This window comes from Peribacillus sp. Hz7, assembly GCF_042136355.1.
In the GTDB taxonomy this organism is placed as follows: domain Bacteria; phylum Bacillota; class Bacilli; order Bacillales; family DSM-1321; genus Peribacillus; species Peribacillus asahii_A.
On the sequence record NZ_JBHHJV010000012.1, the window covers coordinates 20,058 to 40,728 of the forward strand.

A 20,671-nucleotide genomic window follows, 5' to 3' on the forward strand; every position below is an offset into this window, starting at 1 on the left:
TGTGTGTCAAACCATTAAAAATTTAACTAAGTATAAGGAGTCCAAAATGATTAAAAAAGTCTTATTATTCTCATTATTTGTATTTGTTTTATTTTCAAATCAAGCACTAGCACACACTTCTCTAAAAGAATCAACCCCTAAAGATGGTGAAGTAATAACAGAACCCATACAGGAGTTAACATTAATTTTTGGAACAAAAGTTGAACAGACAAGTAAGATTCATGTTTCAAATTCAAACGGGGAATCTATTGCACTTGGAAACTTTGTAATAGAGGAGGATGAAATGTGGGCTACTTTCTTGCAACCTTTAGACAATGGAAATTATAAAGTTGACTGGTCAATCATCGGGGCAGATGGACACCCAATAGAAGGGTCTTTTTCTTTTACTGTAGACGTACCTATGAAAGAGGATTCTAATGAAAATATGGTTGAAACTGAAAAAAAGGAACAAAAACAGGGAGAAGATAATCAAGAAAACTCCACTGAACAGCCAAAACAGGATGTTAAACAAAGCAACGTGCCTTCATATTTAATTCCCTCAATTATAGGCATTTTATTTGTAATAGTTGTTGGAAGTGTCTTTTGGCTAATGAGGAGGAAGAAATAATAAATGGTGTTTATGGGAATCATCAGCGAACCATTATTATATCTTTGTTTCTCTCTGCTTATAGGTAGTTTTCTTCTGCAAATTGTACCAAGTTCATATAGATCCGATTTTAACGTACCTAAAGGTGTTTTAATGGCTGCAACGGCCGGGATTGCAATATTCTCATTTATCCCCGTTTTACAAATCAGTCTATATCTTTACCAAGATATTGGATTTTTACAAACATTTAAATTGGTACTTTTCACCTTTGAAGTGGGAAAAGCGTGTATTTTCACTTATCTTGTTTCAAATGTATTGTTTATTTATATTGTTTGGTTTGATTACCGAAAGAGGTCACTATATGCATATTTTGGAATGTTTATTACGTTTATGTTAATTCTTGCATTAGGGTGGTCTAGCCACGCCAGTTCTATAGAGAAATGGAATGGATTCCTTATACATACTATTCACTTTCTTGCTATTACTATTTGGGTAGGAATCCTAATTGTAGTTAGTTGGTTTTCAAGAAATTATTCAAATTGGCTGAATTTCTTAAGGTGGTTTACGCCTGTAGCAATGATGTGTTTTCTAATAACTGTGATCACAGGACTATTCTTAATGACTGTGGTGATCGATTATAAAGATTATACAAATTCTTGGATTCTTCCTTATGGTCAAGCACTTTTAATTAAGCATCTGCTCCTTATACCTTTAATAACATTTGCTTTTATCAATAGTGTTTTGATTAGAAGAAAACTAAAAAATAATGAGAATTTTGATCCAATACGTTGGACGAAAGCTGAAAGTTTAGTAGTTTTTCTTATTTTTTCCGCAACGGCTGTATTAGGGCAACAAGAACCACCACATGATATTAAAACAACCATAGCATCATCGGGAGTATCTAAATTATTTGACCTATTTTATCAAGGGAATATAACACGGGATTTAGTAATTGTTCTAGGTCTTGAATTAAACAGTGTAATGTTATTGATACTAGCTTTATCATTCTTGGGAGTAACCATATTTTCATATATAAAGAGAGCATCTATCCTATTAGGTTTTTCAATGAGTGTATTATGTGTGGTAGCTTTTTATTTATCATTAATGGTAAGCATTCAATAAAATGCAAAATCATATTATTGTTTTCTCATTAATTAATATATTAGCTTTTATTATTTAACATATCGAAGTTAATAATTCAATAAATAATGGAAGTGATACTAATGAAGTATGATGTAATCATTATCGGTGCAGGGCAAGCTGGACTTTCAATGGGATATTACTTACAACAAACGGATTTATCTTTTTTAATTCTCGATAAAGGAGAAGAGATAGGGGCAGTTTGGAAAAATAGATATGATTCTCTTAAGTTATTTACCCCGCGCTCTTATAGTTCATTACCCGGACTAGCTTTAGAAGGCAATCAGAGTGTTTACCCCACAAAAGATGAAATAGCCAAGTATTTATCTTTTTACGCTGAAACGTTTAGCCTTCCTGTAAAGCTAAGAACTACAGTTCAAGGTTTATATAAAGATGAGGATAGCTTTCGAATCTTAACTGATAAAGGAGAAATACTAGCTGAAAATGTAGTTATAGCAACCGGACCCTTTCAGAACCCATTTGTTCCAGAGTTTGCGAAAACACTGTCTAATAATGTTTTGCAGCTTCATTCGTCTCAATATAAAAATTCAAAGCAACTAAGAGATGGACCTGTATTAGTAGTGGGGGGAGGAAATTCAGGAGCACAAATTGCAGTTGAATTATCAAAAGAAAGAGAAACTTATTTATCAGTTAATCATAAAATGAAGTTTTTACCACAAAATGTAATGAACAAAAGCATTTTCTGGTGGTTTGATAAACTGGGCATATATAGAGCAAGTGTGAATACTAAAGTAGGTCAGTACATAAAAAATAACCCTGACCCCATTTTTGGATTTGAACTTAAATCCCTAATAAAGAGTGGAAAAGTAATATTAAAGCCACCAACTATATCAATACAAAATGACAATATTATTTTTGAAGACAATAGTGAAGTACACGTTAATAATGTGATATGGTCAACAGGTTTTGTATCTGATTATAGATGGATTGATATAGCTGAGGTTTTGGACGAAAAGAGTCACCCAATTCATCAAAGAGGTATTACATCAATAGATGGATTACATTTTTTAGGATTGCCGTGGCAATATAGTAGAGGCTCTGCACTTCTTCAAGGGGTCGGAGTAGACGCAGAATATTTGATTAAATATATCCTAGATAAAAGTTGAAACTGAAATTTGTATTTTTATCCAAATGAACAACTGATAATTTGTAAACAATTCCCAATAAGAACAAAGTTAAACCATTTATAAGAAAGATGAACTGCTTATATGCAGTTTTTAGATAAAGAGGGGGAATTTATAAAAGTTTGCTCAAAAATCCTACTGTAGTAAATGTAGGATTTTTTCTTGTTCAATAATCAGGAGCGATTATTGAACAAAACAAGTAGAATATAATCAAATTTTTCACAAAACAATATTAAACTTCAACGATGGTTAGTAATAATCGATTTGTTTGTATGACTAAATGAGTAACCTTCTAATTTTATACTACATACATGATGTATAACGAATCCCCTTAACATGAATCTCCCTTATGGTATAAAAAGAAATTCAGTTTAGGATAAAACAAATGAGTAGCAAAATTGCTGAATTTGTTATCTTAATTATCGAATAGTGTCTATTCTGCACACTTTTTGTGCATTTTTTGTAATGTATTTGTTATATGAATTAAATACGGGTGTTACTTCAGCGTGGTAATATGTGAAAAAAGAGGGTTCGGGGGAAAAAATATGAAAAAAATTATCGCAGCATTTGTTGTGACAGGGTTGATGCTTTCAAACCCGATCGTGAGCGAAGCGGCATTAGGGGATAGAACACTAAAAAGTGGAATGACTCATACTGAAGTGAAACAATTACAACAAGTTTTAAAAAGCAAAGGCTACTTTACAAATAAAAAAACGACTACCTATTTTGGAACAGTTACAAAAAAAGCAGTAGTGAAGTTCCAAAAAGCTAAAGGTTTAAAAGCAGATGGCATTGTAGGTGCTAAAACATATAAAGCGTTAGGTATTAAAAAGCAAACAGTAAAAACTGCCAGCGTGGGAGGAAGTTCTTCGGCTGAGCTGGTGAAAGAGGCTAAAAAATATTTAAATGTGCCGTATGTCTGGGGAGGGAGCACACCGAAAGGATTTGATTGTAGTGGATTTCTAACCTATGTATTTAAAGAAGGTTCAAACACTACTCTCCCAAGAACCGTTGCAGAGATTTATAAAAAGGGAACAAAGGTTTCGACTCCAAAAGTTGGCGATGTAGTTTTCTTTGAAACTTATAAACCGGGTGCTTCACATGCGGGTATATACATAGGAAATGATCAATTTATTCATAGTTCTTCATCAAAAGGTGTGAGTATTACCTCTATGAATAATAGTTATTGGAAAGAAAGATATTTAGGAGCTAAAAGAATGTAGTAGTGAAAAAGCTGATTTTATAATCAGCTTTTTTTGTTGTTTAAGAATAATTAAGTTATTTCAGGTGTGGTAATAAAGTTATTATAAAAGGAGTTGTGTCCGATTAAATATTAATTCAATCGGACACAACTTTTTTTATTATCTAGGCTTGTGGATTAGAAACGATAGGAAAGGAAAAACTACACCTATTCAAATCTTGGTATTTGGTGAGCCTTAAAGTGGACCCAAAATGGAAAAGTTAATTCCTTTCTAAAAACACTGCTTATGAAGGCAAGCTGATTGTCTGGACTAATTACAATACTCCAATTGTGAGTGCTTCTTTAATTTAGTGAAGGAGATGTTTGAATATGACAAAGAAAAGCCATTTAAGTAATGCTTTTGATAACCTTAGTGATAACACACAGGAGGAAACGAAAGTAAACCAAACACAAGAAACTAAACAGATCACAAGTGAAGAAACAGTTATCGAGAATACGAATGCAGAACAGCAAGAAGCAATCCAAGAAACTGTTAATGGGGAGACTTACGCAGGAAGCAATAGAAGAGGTGTGGTAGAAGTTGAGGGAAATATACATCTGCCACGGTAAAAGAAGTGACAGAACACATTCTCTCGTCAATCCAAGAGTGCAAAATTGAAACAAACAAAAACAAAAGGAGTGATTTTATGGCAGAGACTAAATTGGATTTGAAAGTTCTTTCTATTTTAGAAGATAAAATTCAACTAATAAAAACGGAAAAGGGAGCTATTTATTTAGTCGGACCAATCAAACTGCCTGTTAATTTGTACGGAGAAACTGTTGAATTTAAATGGTATTGCTGGCTGAATTGTGATGAAGTAACAGAGAATTTTGAAAGAATTATTAACAAGTTATCCTCTGTCAATTTAGCCGAATTCCAACAATCGAGTATCCTCGCCTATGGCGACTTTCAATACGGCGATGAGGCGATTATTCGTATGCATTCGATTTGTCATACAGGAGATATATTTGGAAGCAAGCGGTGTGATTGTGGGTTTCAATTAAAACAATCGATGAAAATGATTGTTGAACATGGCACTGGTGCATTATTTTATTTAGCCAATCATGAAGGAAGAGGTATTGGTTTATTCAGTAAAGCTATGGCTTATATCCTTCAGGAAAATGGTTATGACACAGTGGATGCAAATCAAGCGCTTGGTTTTGTCGATGATTCAAGAAATTATAGTGATGCTATACAAGTTTTAAAAGCATTAAGAAGCAAACCTGTTACTCTTATAACCAACAACCCTAAAAAATTAGACGCCCTAAAAAACTCTGGCTTATCTGTATCAGGAAGAGAACCGTTATGGGGTGATGTATCAGAGTATAATGAAAAATACCTTGAAACAAAAATAAATCGGTCCGGTCACATGAGAGATGAGGATACTTGTTGCAATGACTAGTCATGAATTCTACGCCTTACATAATGCGCACGCAATCAAAAATCAGACAGACGCCAATCCTATTGTTTCAGGGAATGGCGTTAAAATACTTGAGGATTCAAGAATTGACGTGATTATTAGTGTTAAGCCAAAAGAATCTAGTGACTCATTTATAATAGGAACAAAAAATAACATGAAAAGTTATTTACTTGAAAATACATAAGCATCTATATAATAGTAAAAAAGAAAAACGACCGATTACGATTATGTAGCTGGTCGTTTTTTACATTTGAAAGTAAAACAATTAAATAGAATAGAAGAAGCAAGGGAACGGTTTTTTCATATCCTTTCGAGCTGAATGCTTGGAAAATAGATTACTCCAAAAGAATGATGGTTTTGTTTTATTACTTAAAGCCCGCTACCGGATGAGGGACATATGGTTCCTCAAGTTTTTGAATCTCTTCAGGCGTTAATTTAATCTCCAAAGCAGCGACAGCATCTGTTAAATGATGGAGTTTAGTTGCTCCGATAATAGGGGCAGTTACCGGCTGTTTTTGCAAAATCCATGCTAAAGCAATTTGAGCCCGTGGAACTTCCCGTCTTTCAGCAATTTCTTTAACGGCTTTCACGACTTTTCGGTCAGCTTCCACTGTCGCTGTATAAAGCGTTTTGCCAAATTCATCGCGTTCTGAACGTGTGCTTGTCTCTTCCCAATCTCTCGTCAGTCGTCCGCGCGCCAAAGGACTCCACGGAATTACGCCAATTTTCTCTTCACGGCAAAAAGGAAGCATTTCTCGTTCTTCTTCCCGGTATAACAAATTCAAGTGATTTTGCATACTCACAAACCGTGTCCAGCCATGGCGCTCTGCTGTGTAAAGAGCTTTTTGGAATTGCCATGTATACATAGAAGAAGCCCCAATATAACGAGCTTTGCCGGCTTTGACAACATCGTGAAGAGCTTCCATTGTTTCTTCGATTGGTGTGTTATAGTCCCAGCGATGTATTTGATAAAGATCCACATAATCAGTTCCTAGACGACGAAGACTGTGATCAATTTCTGTCATAATCGCTTTGCGTGATAAACCGGAACCATTTGGCCCCTTACGCATCGTCCCATGGACCTTAGTAGCAATGACGATTTCATCGCGATTTGCATATTCCTTCAATGCTCTGCCTACAATCTCTTCACTCGTTCCGCCTTGATAAATATTAGCCGTATCAAAAAAATTAATCCCCAGCTCAAGAGCCTTCTTAATAAATGGCCGGCTTTGTTCTTCATTCAGTGTCCACGTATGAACACCGCTTTTAGGATCGCCGTAACTCATACACCCAAGCGCAATCCGCGAAACATCCATCCCTGTCTTCCCGAGCTTCACATACTCCATGACTCAACCTTCTCTCTATCAAATTTATATTGTTGATGATTCAGGAAAGCTGTATGATTATACCGTTGGTAGTTGTTATATTGTTCCATTTAGAATTATATCATAATCAATTTATGTATAGAATTTTTTGACTTGAACCATGAATACTGCTGGCCAATCAATCGAATTACCTGATTATAAGTTATTAGATGGAGTTTCAATTGGGACGTGAATAGAACTTTTTTTGAGTAATCCTGCAATTTGTTCGTTTATCAAGGTGAAGGGCATTATTTCGATTGACCTTTATTTTAAAGCTACAACGTGTAGAATTTAAATAAAGGTTGATAAAAAACAGTTTCAGGTTCATAAATTCAAGGCGAAATGAAAAGTGAAAAAAGATAGAAAAAGGACGGTGCTGCAAATGATGAAACGATGTATGTGGGTAAAAACTAAAGAGCCTTTATATATGGAATATCATGATAAAGAATGGGGAGTACCTGTCTATGATGATAGGATATTATTTGAAATGCTATGCTTAGAAGGAGCACAAGCTGGGCTCAGTTGGTGGACAGTTTTGCAAAAAAGGGAAAATTATCGAAATGCCTTTAATCAATTTGAAGCGGAGAAAATTGTTCAATATACAGACGAAAAATTGCAATCATTAATAGAAAATCAGGGGATTATTCGCAATAAAATGAAAATTTATAGCGTTGTAACGAATGCAAAGGCATTCTTGAGAATTCAACAAGAATATGGTTCATTTTCTCGTTATATATGGAGTTTTGTAGATAATAAGCCAATTATAAACAATTGGGGGACAGCAAAAGATGTACCTACTTCAAATGAAATAAGTGATAAAATGAGCAAACAGTTAAAAAGAGATGGATTTAAATTTGTAGGAAGTACCATTTGTTATTCCTATATGCAAGCAGTGGGCATGGTGAATGATCATATCTTGGAATGTTTCTGTCATCCTTCGCAGTAAAACACACCACCTTAGATTTCAAAGCTCTATGTAATGTTCAATAAGTACCATTTGGATTCAATAGTATAAAAAAGAATGCCATCGTTTTCATCTTACTTAAAACTGTAAGCTTTAAAAACTAAGCATTCTTATTTGATAAACAATGACATCAATGTAGGCTTTTTTTCATACTATATTTTTGAGGTGAAAAAAATGGCAAGAGCAAGCTACCGAAGTTCAGACGTTGACTTAATGGCAAGGATGATGAGAGCAGAAGCCGAAGGTGAAGGACCACAAGGAATGTTATATGTTGGAAATGTAATTGTGAATCGTCTTGTAGCTAATTGTTTAGACTTTAAAGGTTTAAGAACAATTCCACAAGTCATTTATCAAGTACAAGGAGGAAATTATTCTTTTGAAGCTGTTCAAAAAGGGAATGTATTTTATCAAAGAGCGAGAGGTATTGAAAGAAGATTAGCAGAACAGAATTTGAAGCACTGGAGACAGCATCCGGCTAAATATGCTCTTTGGTATTTTAATCCACATGCTCCATGCCCTCCAACATGGTATGATCAACCTCACACTGGTCAATTTAAAGACCATTGTTTTTATGAACCAAAACCTGGAACATGTGCTAGTGTTTATAACGGTTAGGTTGTCTAGAAGCTATTATTAATTCTGGAGTTTTATTATACTTTTGTCTTTTTAGTACTGCGAATACGAAATTTTTGGTTGTAGGCTGGTAGCCACTATTCATTCAATGCAACTTCTATAGCTAATGTAACAGTTGTCAGTTGAAAAAACATAAAAAGGGAACTTCCTGATTTAGCAGGTGTTCCCTTTTTTATATAGCAAAGATTGTTGTAGTTTATTAAAAGAAAGGTAGTAGTATAATAATGAATATAGGAATTTGAACATTTTAAAATTAAATAGTTTGAATTCAAAAGGCATCAAAATATTTTTTGATGCCTTTTGATAACGGATAGAATTGTATATCAATTCACAGAGAAAGGAACCTTTTTTATGAAACAACTTTGGTATGGCGGAAAAATTTATACAATGGAGAAAGAAAATGAAACTGTAGAGGCGGTCCTTGTTGAAGATGACAAAATTATCGCAGTAGGAACACTCCATGAGCTAATTGCACAGGCAGATGAGAAGGTCAATCTACAAGGTGCTGTTATGTATCCAGGTTTTGTTGATAGCCATCTTCATATGATATTTCAAGGTGAAAAGTTAATCCGATTAGATTTAACAAAGGCCGCTTCAGCCGAGGAAATGCTAGAAATGGTAAAAGAAGCAGCTAAAACTACACCCTCTGATCAATGGTTATTTGGCGAAGGATGGAACGAAAATAATTTTGCTGATCAACAAATTCCCACAAAAGGGGAGCTGGATGCGATTCGTAAAGAACCGATTCTTTTAACAAGAGTTTGCCATCATATGATTTTGGGAAATACAGCAGCACTTGAAGCAGGCGGCATCTTTGAAGATAGCGAATCCCCGGCAGGCGGTGAAATTGGACGAAATGCTGAGGGAAGATTAAATGGTCTTTTATACGACTTAGCAATGAATGCTGTAACTGATGCTATACCAAAAGAAGGTGAGGCGTATATCGAGTCTTTAACTGATTCTCTTAATCTTGCCATTGATGATATGCTTTCATATGGTTTAACTGGCGGCCATACTGAGGACATGCACTATTTTGGGAAATTTACTAATCCATTAACGGCTTATCATCGAGTAGTGGGAGAAAAACATCATTTCAGAGTAACATTGCTACGCCATAATGTAGTATTTGAAGAAATGATGGAAGCGAAGGCGAAATTTGATGAACCCTTTATTGAACCAGGTGCTATGAAAATCTTTGCTGATGGTGCGTTAGGCGGTTCTACGGCAGCATTATCTAAACCTTATTCTGATCAACCAGATAATCAAGGATTATTCATTCAAACCGATGAAGAATTAGAAGAATTAGTTAAACTAGCACGCAAGTATGATGAACCTGTTGCTGTACATATGATTGGTGACGCAGGAGTAGAACAAGCACTCAATGTACTTGAAAAATATCCATTAACGAGCGGTAAAAGAGACCGCTTAATTCATTGTTGTGTTTTACGTGAAGATTTAGTAGAAAGAATGGAAAAAATACCGGTTGTTTTAGATATTCAACCCGCATTTGTACCATCTGATTTCCCATGGGCTATCAATCGACTCGGTGAAGACCGACTAGACTGGGCTTATCCATGGAAAAAACTAATTAATCGTGGCTTGATGTGTGCAGCTGGGACAGATGCACCAATAGAAGATATTAATCCGCTTACTTCTATTTATGCAGCTGTAGAACGAAAAAAACCATATGCAGACCATGATGGTTACATACCAGAAGAAAAGTTGTCTCGCTTTCAAGCTGTCCAACTCTATACAATTGGCAGTGCAAAAGCTATTTGTAAAGAACATGAGCGCGGGTATATTAAACCAGGTTATGTTGCAGATTTTTCTATTTTTGATCGTGATTTATTTGATGGAACGTCAGAAGATATGCTAACTGCAAAAGCTGTGAAAACAGTCGTTGCAGGTCGTACAGTATTTGACAGAGCTAAAGTATAGTTATCGGCTGTCATGAACAGAGGGAGTTTTATCAATATTCTAAGTTCATAAAATTTGCGTCTTCACCTCATAACAAATCTAAAATAAACTTTTACATACTTAACCCGGTGATTTTAACGGGTTTTTGTATTGATTTTCACCTGCAAAAAAGCATATGATAATAGAGGATTTGTATTTAAAGATTTTAGATGAAAGAGGATTTTAAATGATTACATTAAAAAGCGAACGTGAAATTCAATTAATGGCGGAAGCGGGTAAATTGCTTGCAGCGACACATAGAGAAATTGCTAAAATGATTAAACCAGGAATTACAACTTGGGAAATCGAAGAGTTTGTTGAGAAATTTCTAGCAGAACATGGGGCAACGCCGGAACAAAAAGGATATCAAGGGTATAAATATGCGACTTGTGCATCAGTAAATGATGTTATTTGTCACGGTTTTCCTTCTAAAACTCCGTTAAAAGAAGGCGATATTGTAACGATTGATATGGTTGTCAACTTAAATGGTGGTTTAGCGGATTCAGCATGGTCTTATGCAGTTGGCGAAGTTGCTCCAGAAACACAGCGACTATTAGATGTAACAAAAGAGTCTATGTACCGTGGAATTGCAGCTGCAACGGTAGGTAATCGTTTAGGCGATATTGGGCATGCGATTCAATCTTTTGCTGAAGCGGAAGGGTTCTCTGTTGTACGTGATTTCACTGGACATGGTATCGGAAAAACGATGCACGAAGAGCCAATGGTGCTGCATTACGGTAAACCAGGAAAAGGCACACGTTTAAAAGAAGGAATGGTTATCACAATTGAGCCAATGCTAAACGCTGGAACATGGCATATGAAGATGGATTCAGATGGATGGACAGCAAGAACGGCTGATGGTAAATTATCGGCTCAATATGAACATACACTTGTTATTACGAAAGACGGTCCGGTTATTTTAACAGAGCAATAATATGCACAAAAAAGCAGCGATAGTGATGTCGTTGCTTTTTTATTTATTTTGTTTTAATTATGTGACTTCATCTAAAAGACTACTTTTTTCAAAATTTATCAGCTTCTTTATTAAAAACTTAGTTTGTCAACAGCCCTTGCGGTAGCATTTTCCTTTAGTTGAATAAGAAAGTTTAATAAAAAGGGAAAAAAGAACACTATAGTACGACCTATTGTCAATGATTCCGATATACCAATAGTAAGATTACCTGTAGGTTCTTCATTTGTATTTAACGCTTGGGAATAAAGGTCAATGATTTTGATGGCATAAGACAAAAATTCATTTCCGTAGTGAGTTAACACGACTTTCTTCCCTAGCCGATCAAATAAAGGTTTTCCTACCTCTTCTTCTAATTCTTTAATATGGGTTGGATCGTTTTTTTATTCAAATAACGATGTGAATTGTTGAAATATAGGTTTTGAATAAATATATCAGGAGCGAATCCCTAGGCCTGCCATGTTTCTCCTCTCTTTTTTCTTTTAAACAAACATTCCTTTGCATTCTCTATGGGAATCCTAAGTTTTTAGGTACTATTTAATGAATTCAAGACCATATACTAGGAACAAGGGGTGAAACGAATGACCGTTCATGTTGTCCAAAAGGGGGAATCCTTATGGCAAATTGCAAATCAATATCAGGTTCCGGTTTCTACTATTGTTGAAGTGAATGGTTTGCCTTCTGCGAATGCCATCATACCTGGTCTAGGGCTTTACATTCCGGACGAAGCTATTGTTCAGATAAGACCTTATATGGTCAAAGCAGGAGATATGTTTTGGCAGCTGGCTAATCGTTTTAATACCACGATAGAAGCTATATTACAAGCAAATCCAAGGATAGATCCGAGTCAATTATATATTGGCCAAAGGCTCCTGATTCCAACACCGTTGAAACCCCAAATAGAAACGCTAGGATTTATTATTCCATACTCACCACAATCCGCTTTAACAATTCTTCGGACTTTATCTAATTCGCTTACGTATATAGCAGTTGTATCTTATTCGTTCACCGCACAAGGCTATGCCTATGTGTTATTGGATGATACAGAGGTAGTTAGGGAAAGCAACAAGCTGGGTGTCACACCTCTTTTAATGATTCGTAACTTTACATCCGAGGGTTTTGATGCGGAATTAGCCGGGAACGTGTTTGCTAATCCAGTTTATCGGAGAAATTTAATTGATAGTTTATTACGGTTTGTTAATGAAAAAGAATATGACGGAGTTTCACTGGATATTGAATTTATTCCTCCTGCACGAAGGAGAGAGTTTAATGCATTTTTGAACGAATTAAAAGCTGCTCTTGGTCCGCGCATTCTACATGTTAATGTACATGCAAAAACAGAAGACCTTCCAACGAATCGGATCGTAGGAGCTTATGACTATCAGTCAATTGGAGCGATTGCAGACGTGGTAGCTGTTATGACAATTGATTATGGATATCCAGGCGGTCCGCCCAATCCGGTAGCCCCGTTGTGGTGGATGGATCAGATTGTCCGGTATGCAACAAGTTTGATTGATTCTCGTAAGGTACAAATTGCTTTTCCTTTGTATGGATATGATTGGAGAGTAATCGATAATACGACCACGGCTTTATCAGTTAATGGTGCACAAAACCAGGCAATCTCTGCTAACACAGTGATTGAATTTAATCAGGTAGCTGCCTCACCATGGTATCAACATTGGAAGGAAACGGAAAAACATATCGTTTGGTTTGAAGATATTAGGAGTTATCAGGAAAAATACAATTTAGTCGATCAATATCAATTGTTAGGTGTAACGTACTGGCAATTGAACCTGCCAGCACCGCAGAATTGGGTTTATTTAAATAATCATTTTATTGTTACATAGAGCAACCGGATCTGGGTTGCTTTTATTATTCCGCAAAAAGGCTCAATTCTTTAATAAGAAATGCGAATTTCAAATTTGACATATATTGCGAAGTAAACAAAAAACAAGTCCCTCTATAAAGGGACGTTTCATTAGGAAATTGAATAGGTTATTCCAGAAAAGGGCGCTATCCTTGAATGGTAAGCGCTCATTTTTCATTTAAGGGCCATATTGTGGAGCAACTCCTTTAAAGAAAATTAGATCTTTATGTTAAATTTTAAAGGAGATTGTGAAATTATGTACTTAAAGTAACGGGCAGTTGAACAAGAAGTGATTATTATAGTATGTTTTAGCGGCTTATAGCGTTAAAGTGGTAAAATAAAAAAACTGAAGTGGGAGGAGGCTTTCAAGAGATGCAACTATTATATTTAGTATGGACCTCCTCCTTTGCATTTGATTTTAAGCACGGATTTGATGAAAAAGGGGAGACGTGCTTGGTTTAAGTAGCAGGAGGGTCTCTTGATTAATTGTCACATAATCCATTTTAACTAAAGATGGGTTGATCCAAGAAGGATTGACGGTATTTTTTTATGTATTAACCCCTATTAAACATTAAACATTTTTTATTCTCGGATGAATCTCATTTGTCGACGGTTGCTTTTTATTAGAAATTGTTAATTTAGTAAAGATAATAAAAAACAAGGTTAATTCAGCTATTATCAAAATATTTGGTACTACAATAATCAAATTAATAATAAAAAAGACGGCTAAAATTCCTAAAAATAACCCTAAATGATAAATTTTCAATCGGTGGTGCACATGTCTATATTGATGGAAAACAAAGGTAGTTGACAGGAAATAGAGCAATACAGATCCAAAAACAAAAAATAAGATAAATGAGTAATGGACCTCATGTAAAAACAATAGTCTGATAGATGCTGCGATCATGCTCAAAGACATTAATATAAACAGATGACCGTAAATAATGATTTGGCCGGAAGTCTGTATAGACTTGTCGAGTTTCTTCTCCATGTTATCGAAATATTGCCACCACATCGATATAATCAGGATAAATGAAATGATCGCAAAGCCTATTGAATCCCAATTTCCTTGTGTAGGCTGAATGACCGCAAGAGTGCTAATCAGCGCTTCCCCAAAGAGAATAATGGAAAATAAACCAAATCGCTCTAATAGGTGAGCCGTATTTGTCGGAACCTTTTCTAAGCACTTTCGTCCAAGCACCGGGACAATGATATCAATAAGGATGCCCGTATACAACACAGCATATCGAACCCAAGAATCAAAAAAGACGGAGAATAATGAAATAACGATTCCAATCCAAAAATACTTTCCCAAAAAGAGGGCTGCTTGTTTTCGAACTCCCGTTTCTATACGCTGGACAATAAGATATTGGATCGCAGTTACTGCTCTTAAGCCAATATACCCAATTAAAAAAGAAAGATAATAAGGATCAAAATCAACTGATAAACTTGATGTCATAATTAGTACAAAAAACATTTGCAAGATCAAAAAGATACGTTGATGAAATAAATCTTTTCCAAACCGGTTAATAAATATGGTTTGCCCTACCCAAGCCCACCAAATAGGAATAAAAATTAATACAAACTTTACTAAATACTCTGCATGGATATGTCCATCTTCAACATGAAGTAAAACATGAGTCGCAGCCGCAACCGCCGCCACAAATAACAAATCATAAAAGAGCTCTAACCACGTCACTTTCTTTTCTTCCATTTCTTCACTCCCTCCAATTCTTTATAGTTTATAGTATGTTATAAATATACAAAAATTGGAAGAAAAAATAAACATGACATAAACCATTTGCCATATCTTTGGAACATGGTGGTTTTGGTTAAATAATTAAAAGCATTTCGTTTCATTTCATTCTTTTAGAATTCATGATTTATTAGATGTAGTACTTTTTTAACCCTACTATTATGTTAAGCAATAGAAAACAAAAGAGATATCCTTAAATCCCTAAAACTATTCTAACTTTTTTGAAATAAACACTTCATTAAAATAAAAAATTTGTAATTAGGTATAACGTCGCTTCTTATATTTTGGAATATTATGGTAACATGAAAGTGATTTCAAACGAGGAGGAATTGGATGACCAAAACCATCGGCCTTATTTGTGGTAGTTTACGTAAAAACTCTTATAATCGAATCATTGCTCAATCATTAACAGAGCTGGATGATTCCCATCAATTTCGCTGGATCGAAATTAATGAACTTCCTTTGTTCAACGAAGACTTAGAAATAAGCGTTCCAGAAACAGTGACATTATTTAAATCCGCTATCCAGGACGTTGACGGTATCATTATTTTAAGTCCAGAGTACAATTCTGGAATTCCAGGCGTATTAAAGAATGCATTGGACTGGGCATCAAGACCTCGGGAATCCGCTGTTCTTAGCAGAAAACCGGTTGGTCTAATTGGTGCAACTCCTGGGGGATTAGGTACTGCCTTTGCTCAATTGCAAATCAGACAAATACTAGAGGCCATGCAGGTTCATGTTCTTCCATTTCAAAAAGTGTTGATTTCCCAAGTACATAAAAAGATTGATTCTGAACAGAAAGTCCTTACAGACGAACAAACAAAACGTTATCTTCAGCAATATTTACACCAATTTATTCATTGGATTGATCACACTCCAGCTCTAGATTAATTGAAGAAGTCCAAGCTTCATTAATCATTTATTTTTTATAAATACTACTGACACATAATGAGTTTATAAAAACGAATACTAGTAATCAGTTCAGTTACATTGGAACAAACGTAGGAGTTTAACATACATTTTCCAATCTATGAATCTTCTTCGATAACTTTAATTAAAGGAGGACATTAAAATGTCTGATTTCTATTCTCGTCTTAACAAAGATGATGCTGCCGTTCTTTTAGTGGATCATCAAACCGGCCTTATTTCCGGCCTTGTGCGTGACTATGGTGTTGATGAATTCAAGAACAATGTTATGGCTCTTGCTAAAACCGCAAAGTTTTTTGATTTACCAGTTATTTTAACAACAAGCTTTGAAAATGGGCCTAACGGACCACTCATGCAGGAATTGGTAGAACTTTTTCCTGACGCGCCAAAAATAGCTCGTCCTGGACAAATTAACGCATGGGATAATGAAGATTTTGTCAAAGCAATCGAAGAAACTGGAAAAAAACAACTTATCATTGCTGGCGTAGTGACAGATGTTTGCGTTGCATTTCCTGCCCTTTCCGCTGTGAACGCTGGTTATGAAGTATTTGTTGCTACTGATGCTTCTGGAACATTTAGCAAACAAGTAGCGGATGCGGCATTAATGCGTATGGCTCATGGTGGGGTGCAGCTTCTGAACTGGTTTAGCATTGCGTGCGAGTTACAACGTGATTGGCGCAATGATGTTGAAGGCTTTGGCGCTTTACTTTCTAGCCAACTTCCTGGATATCAAAATCTTATTGGAAGCTATAGGGGAGCTCAGAGAGACTTTAGCAAGCAGCCTAACTAGATTAGCAGCTTATTAATAACTCACTTTTTCCAATATACAAGCTTCTGGCTTATTCAAGAAAAGGGCGCTATTATGGAATAAAACTTAGATTTTTGAACGATTTTATTGTTATTTTTTGTTTGGTGTAGTATTTTTTATCAAAAATTAAACAATTTTATTTTACCCCCATCCTAAAATTAGGACGGGGTATGTGTGTTTGAGGTTTTAAAATTAAATAACTTTATTGTCATTCTACAGACGGGAATTTATTTTCAATCATTTCAATAAAACACATAGATTTACGTAATAATATTTTATGAATTGGAAAAAGATAGTCTTAGGAAAGGAGGGATTGCGAATGTCTGTGAAAAAGTGGTTAACTGGCTTGGTCGTTTTGCTTGCGATGATTGTGACAACTCCAGGCCCACTCAGTGTATTTGCCGAGTCCGACGTCGTAGCACAGCCAATTGAGTCAGTGAAAACGATTGAGGTCGAGTTGAACGATGATTACTTTAATCCGAAAGTCATCACTATTACGAATGGAAGAACGACAACGTTGATATTGAAAAACAAAGGTACGAAAAAGCACACCTTCACAGTGGAAAAGCTCGGAATTGACGCCGAAGTCCAGCCTGGAAAAGAAAACACCATTACCGTGAAACCGAACAAGACCGGTACATATGATCTGATATGTCGGTACCATTTACAGGAGGGAATGGTTGGAAAAGTAATAGTCAAATAAAAAGCAGGGCCAATCGGGCCTTGCTTTTTTAATAGGCAACGAACGGTAACTTACTTATTATTACCCAGACATCATCATAACAGCTAACTTTCCTCCACAAACAGATGTTCCTTTAAAAAGGGAAATGCTCACTTTTTGTAAGGTAAAGAGGTAGGTGAGAAAAAGATTTTTTCCATATTTATTAGTGTTAATCTAAAATTGAAGCAAATATTGAGCTACTGAGCAGGTTAGTTGAAGAGGGACAATGTTTAAAATTATTCACTGAAACTTTTTCAAGTTGCCTCCATATTAAAGTACAAATAAATCGGTGTGTTGGAGAGGAGAACAAGTATGTCTGAAAAAGGTTGTATAAAATGCGGAAGCAAAGGTGCAGAGAAAAAGGAAGTTGCAATGACAGGAACAGGATTATCTAAAATATTTGATATTCAACATTTTAGTGGAGGAAGGAGTATTCGATTTGGAAGATGAATTTATAGCTATTATTTAGAAAAAAAGCCACACAAGTAAAACCACTGTGCGGCTAATCATGATTAAGGCTATAAAATGTTAGAATGGGACAATGTTTTCAGACTCAGATCGTTCTAACTATACTACGGCTGATTAGACTGTCTCTTGCTTCAATATATTCCTTATAAAGTTTGTCTACAAATTCAGCTGCACTAGTAACCTCTTTAATAACACCGATGCCTTGACCACTTCCCCAAATATCCTTCCACGGCTTCACGGCCTTTTCTCCAAAATTCATCTTAGATGGATTACTTTCAGGAAGGTTGTCAGGATCCAATCCTGCTGCTCGGATTGATGGTTTCAGATAATTTCCATGAACACCAGTGAAAAGACTGCTATAAACAATATCATCAGACGTACTGTCAACGATTGCCTGCTTATACGCTTCAGCAGCACGGGCTTCATGTGTTGCAATGAACGGTGAGCCGATATATGCAAAATCAGCCCCCATCGCTTGGGCAGCCAGGATTGCACTTCCCGTAGCAATCGATCCGGACAAAGCAAGCGGACCGTCGAACCACTGTCGGATTTCTTGAATCAAAGCAAACGGACTTTTCACACCAGCATGACCGCCAGCTCCTGCAGCAACGGCAATTAAACCATCTGCACCTTTGTCAATTGCCTTGTGCGCGAAAGTGTTATTGATTATGTCGTGCAGAACAATTCCTCCGTAACTATGTGCTGTGTCAAATATCTCTTTGCGGGCGCCTAAAGAAGAAATTATAATGGGAACTTTGTACTTCTCACACAATTCCATGTCGTGCTCTAACCGTTCATTTGACTTGTGAACAATTTGATTAATAGCAAATGGTGCAGCTGGGCGATCTGGATTTTTTGCGTTATAAGCTGCGAGCTCTTCTGTGATTTCTGCCAACCATTCATCAAGTAAGGATGCGGGTCTAGCATTCAGTGCAGGCATTGATCCAACTATTCCTGCCTTACATTGCTCTATCACTAGCTTAGGATTACTAATAATAAATAATGGTGCGCCGATTACAGGGATACGCAAATTCTGAAGTATTGACGGAATTCTTGACATTTGTTGTTCCTCCATTCAATTTATAGGCATGTAATTTGTGCCTTATCTTATTTGTAAAGAACATGTACTCAGAATTTTAGTAAATGCACGCTGCAGAAAGTGTAAAATCACTCATTTTAATTTGTTAAATTCTAAATACTTATTTTTTAAAAGCTTTATGATTTGACCCTTTTACCATCAGCATTTCCTTTTAAAATCATACACGTACTAGTTGAATGAGCAACAAGACTTCCTTTTTTATCATATACATAACATTCAACTAAGCCAGTTGAATTTCCTTTTTTTATAAGTTTACTTTCAGCCCGAAGTTTACCTTCCCAAATAGGTTTAAGAAAATTTAATTTAATTTCCACTGTCGTAAAAAGTTCATCGCCAGCTAGTGTACTGTAGAAAGCATAACCCATAGCTAAATCAGATAAATCACATAGTACGCCTCCATGAAGTGTTCCCATTGGATTGTGTAACTTTTCTGAGACTTCCATTTCCAATACAACCATTCCTTTTTCCAACTCTATTATTTCTATCCCAAGTAATTGAGCTATAGGTGCTGCAGGTCTTTCTCCAGTCATCATCTTCTTTAAATCTTCTAAATGGTTCAATAAACCCAACCTCCAAATTTTTATAGATTTGAGATGTGACTTAACAAAAATAATATATATTTAGAGTATTCGTTCTAAAATATTTAAAAAAATTAATCCAAGATACATCTTATCTTGCAAAACCAAGCATTCCTATATATTCATGAAACCTCACCCACAATCCTCAGATATTTTTCAATATTCTGTAACTTCAGGGTAAAAAATTCTTTTAATAGAGAATAGTATTAAATACATTCAAGGAAACGATTTGGACTAATTATCATTATCCTGCATAGAATATCTTTCTTCAATCATTTATATGTATATACATATATTTAATATCGTCACAAAAAGAATAATTTTTCTTTCTCCTCCTTCTTAATTCATGTATATACATATATAATGGTATTGATAAACATATTATCTGTCAAGAAATAATTACCAATTAAATATTGAATGCCACCTTAATAAAAATATAGTGAAGGATTTATCAAGTTTGAATGGGTTCGAAAGGAGAGTCTGCTTTATGAATAACAAACATAATGAGATGGATTATATTATACAATTTTGTGCCTGTGCGAACCTTAGAAAAGCAGCAAGAATTGTTACTCAAATATATGAAAAGCAAATGCAGCCTACTGGCTTAAAAGTCACCCAATACTATATGCTAGTAAACATTGCCCGTCATAAAGAAATTTCAATTAGCAAGCTAGGAGAGATTATGTTACTTGACCAAACTACTATTACTCGTAATGTAAATATCCTAAAGCAAAGTGGCTATGTTAACATTACAAAAGATAAAAATGATTCAAGAACAAAATCTATTTCGATAACCGATATAGGTCTTATTAAATTAGAGGAAGCAACGCCTATTTGGTTACAAATACAAGAAAAGGCTGAAAATGATATGGGTAAGGAAAAATATAAAGATTTGTTAGAAGCGCTTAAAAATTTACAAGAATCTATTGAATGATAGGAGAGTTAAAATTTATTCATCATTTGATGAACAGAATTTCTATTTGATATAAACAAGTTTGTGAAAATTGTACTTAAACTATAGGGTAGCA

20 protein-coding genes and 2 pseudogenes are annotated in these 20,671 nt (G+C 35.3%); 17 read left to right on the forward strand and 5 right to left on the reverse strand.

From position 1 onward, the window contains the following. The first annotated feature begins 46 nt into the window (after positions 1-46). From ACE199_RS15675 to ACE199_RS15705, 7 genes are all read left to right on the forward strand, one after another. On the forward strand, positions 47-607 hold the full coding sequence (locus tag ACE199_RS15675) for a copper resistance CopC family protein (RefSeq protein WP_375350624.1): 561 nt from the start codon (positions 47-49) through the stop codon (positions 605-607). A gap of 3 nt (positions 608-610) precedes the next feature. Then, positions 611-1,708 (forward strand): copper resistance D family protein, encoded by a 1,098-nt coding sequence (locus ACE199_RS15680; RefSeq protein WP_375350626.1) that lies wholly within the window; start codon positions 611-613, stop codon positions 1,706-1,708. Positions 1,709-1,809: 101 nt separating this feature from the next. Next, on the forward strand, positions 1,810-2,853 hold the full coding sequence (locus ACE199_RS15685; RefSeq protein WP_375350627.1) for a flavin-containing monooxygenase: 1,044 nt from the start codon (positions 1,810-1,812) through the stop codon (positions 2,851-2,853). A gap of 563 nt (positions 2,854-3,416) precedes the next feature. Then, on the forward strand, positions 3,417-4,094 hold the full coding sequence (locus tag ACE199_RS15690) for a C40 family peptidase (RefSeq protein ID WP_375350628.1): 678 nt from the start codon (positions 3,417-3,419) through the stop codon (positions 4,092-4,094). 347 nt (positions 4,095-4,441) lie between these two features. Beyond that, the gene (locus ACE199_RS15695; RefSeq protein WP_375350629.1) at positions 4,442-4,681 is read left to right on the forward strand and encodes a hypothetical protein; all 240 of its coding nucleotides are present in this window, start codon (positions 4,442-4,444) and stop codon (positions 4,679-4,681) included. 77 nt (positions 4,682-4,758) lie between these two features. Next, positions 4,759-5,514 (forward strand): GTP cyclohydrolase II, encoded by a 756-nt coding sequence (locus ACE199_RS15700; protein ID WP_375350630.1) that lies wholly within the window; start codon positions 4,759-4,761, stop codon positions 5,512-5,514. Beyond that, positions 5,507-5,716 (forward strand): hypothetical protein, encoded by a 210-nt coding sequence (locus ACE199_RS15705; protein ID WP_375350631.1) that lies wholly within the window; start codon positions 5,507-5,509, stop codon positions 5,714-5,716. Before ACE199_RS15700 ends, ACE199_RS15705 begins: the two co-directional genes overlap by 8 nt. Before the next feature lie 181 nt (positions 5,717-5,897). On the opposite strand, the gene ACE199_RS15710 is transcribed toward ACE199_RS15705, so the two are convergent. Beyond that, on the reverse strand, positions 5,898-6,878 hold the full coding sequence (locus ACE199_RS15710) for an aldo/keto reductase (RefSeq protein WP_375350633.1): 981 nt from the start codon (positions 6,876-6,878) through the stop codon (positions 5,898-5,900). Between the two features lie 403 nt (positions 6,879-7,281). Between ACE199_RS15710 and ACE199_RS15715 the strand changes: the two genes are divergently transcribed. The 4 genes from ACE199_RS15715 to map all read left to right on the forward strand — a co-directional run bounded on the left by ACE199_RS15715 (position 7,282) and on the right by map (position 11,383). Continuing rightward, positions 7,282-7,842 (forward strand): DNA-3-methyladenine glycosylase I, encoded by a 561-nt coding sequence (locus tag ACE199_RS15715; protein ID WP_375350703.1) that lies wholly within the window; start codon positions 7,282-7,284, stop codon positions 7,840-7,842. A gap of 192 nt (positions 7,843-8,034) precedes the next feature. Then, entirely contained in the window at positions 8,035-8,475 is a 441-nt protein-coding gene (locus ACE199_RS15720; RefSeq protein ID WP_375350634.1) for a cell wall hydrolase, read from the forward strand. Positions 8,476-8,844: 369 nt separating this feature from the next. Continuing rightward, the gene (locus ACE199_RS15725) at positions 8,845-10,431 is read left to right on the forward strand and encodes an amidohydrolase (protein ID WP_375350636.1); all 1,587 of its coding nucleotides are present in this window, start codon (positions 8,845-8,847) and stop codon (positions 10,429-10,431) included. Positions 10,432-10,636: 205 nt separating this feature from the next. After that, complete coding sequence (map, locus tag ACE199_RS15730) at positions 10,637-11,383, forward strand: type I methionyl aminopeptidase (RefSeq protein WP_119116720.1); 747 nt, start codon at positions 10,637-10,639, stop codon at positions 11,381-11,383. A gap of 203 nt (positions 11,384-11,586) precedes the next feature. Here the strand turns inward: map and ACE199_RS15735 are convergent. Further along, positions 11,587-11,790 (reverse strand): annotated as a pseudogene (locus ACE199_RS15735) (LysR family transcriptional regulator); the annotation flags it as partial. A 210-nt stretch (positions 11,791-12,000) separates the two neighbouring features. Here ACE199_RS15735 and ACE199_RS15740 point away from each other — a divergent pair. Continuing rightward, positions 12,001-13,266: a LysM peptidoglycan-binding domain-containing protein gene (locus ACE199_RS15740; RefSeq protein ID WP_375350637.1), complete on the forward strand. Its 1,266-nt coding sequence runs from the start codon at positions 12,001-12,003 to the stop codon at positions 13,264-13,266. A 591-nt stretch (positions 13,267-13,857) separates the two neighbouring features. Here the strand turns inward: ACE199_RS15740 and ACE199_RS15745 are convergent. Further along, positions 13,858-15,000: a low temperature requirement protein A gene (locus ACE199_RS15745; protein WP_375350638.1), complete on the reverse strand. Its 1,143-nt coding sequence runs from the start codon at positions 14,998-15,000 to the stop codon at positions 13,858-13,860. Between the two features lie 375 nt (positions 15,001-15,375). On the opposite strand from ACE199_RS15745, the gene ACE199_RS15750 reads away from it, so the two are divergent. The 4 genes and pseudogenes from ACE199_RS15750 to ACE199_RS15765 all read left to right on the forward strand — a co-directional run. Then, entirely contained in the window at positions 15,376-15,933 is a 558-nt protein-coding gene (locus ACE199_RS15750; protein WP_127760368.1) for an NADPH-dependent FMN reductase, read from the forward strand. A gap of 181 nt (positions 15,934-16,114) precedes the next feature. Beyond that, on the forward strand, positions 16,115-16,759 hold the full coding sequence (ycaC, locus tag ACE199_RS15755; protein WP_127760367.1) for an isochorismate family cysteine hydrolase YcaC: 645 nt from the start codon (positions 16,115-16,117) through the stop codon (positions 16,757-16,759). Positions 16,760-17,096: 337 nt separating this feature from the next. Further along, positions 17,097-17,480 (forward strand): cupredoxin domain-containing protein, encoded by a 384-nt coding sequence (locus ACE199_RS15760; RefSeq protein ID WP_375350639.1) that lies wholly within the window; start codon positions 17,097-17,099, stop codon positions 17,478-17,480. A 330-nt stretch (positions 17,481-17,810) separates the two neighbouring features. Then, a pseudogene (locus ACE199_RS15765) lies at positions 17,811-17,912 on the forward strand (zinc ribbon domain-containing protein); the annotation flags it as partial. A 139-nt stretch (positions 17,913-18,051) separates the two neighbouring features. On the opposite strand, the gene ACE199_RS15770 reads toward ACE199_RS15765, so the two are convergent. Continuing rightward, complete coding sequence (locus tag ACE199_RS15770; RefSeq protein WP_375350640.1) at positions 18,052-19,026, reverse strand: NAD(P)H-dependent flavin oxidoreductase; 975 nt, start codon at positions 19,024-19,026, stop codon at positions 18,052-18,054. Between the two features lie 155 nt (positions 19,027-19,181). Further along, positions 19,182-19,625 carry a PaaI family thioesterase gene (locus ACE199_RS15775; protein ID WP_375350641.1) on the reverse strand — a complete coding sequence of 148 codons (444 nt, stop codon included), beginning with the start codon at positions 19,623-19,625 and terminating at the stop codon, positions 19,182-19,184. A gap of 505 nt (positions 19,626-20,130) precedes the next feature. Between ACE199_RS15775 and ACE199_RS15780 the strand changes: the two genes are divergently transcribed. Beyond that, positions 20,131-20,577, forward strand: coding sequence for a MarR family winged helix-turn-helix transcriptional regulator (locus ACE199_RS15780; protein ID WP_252295296.1), 447 nt, complete (start codon positions 20,131-20,133; stop codon positions 20,575-20,577). Positions 20,578-20,671: the final 94 nt, after the last annotated feature.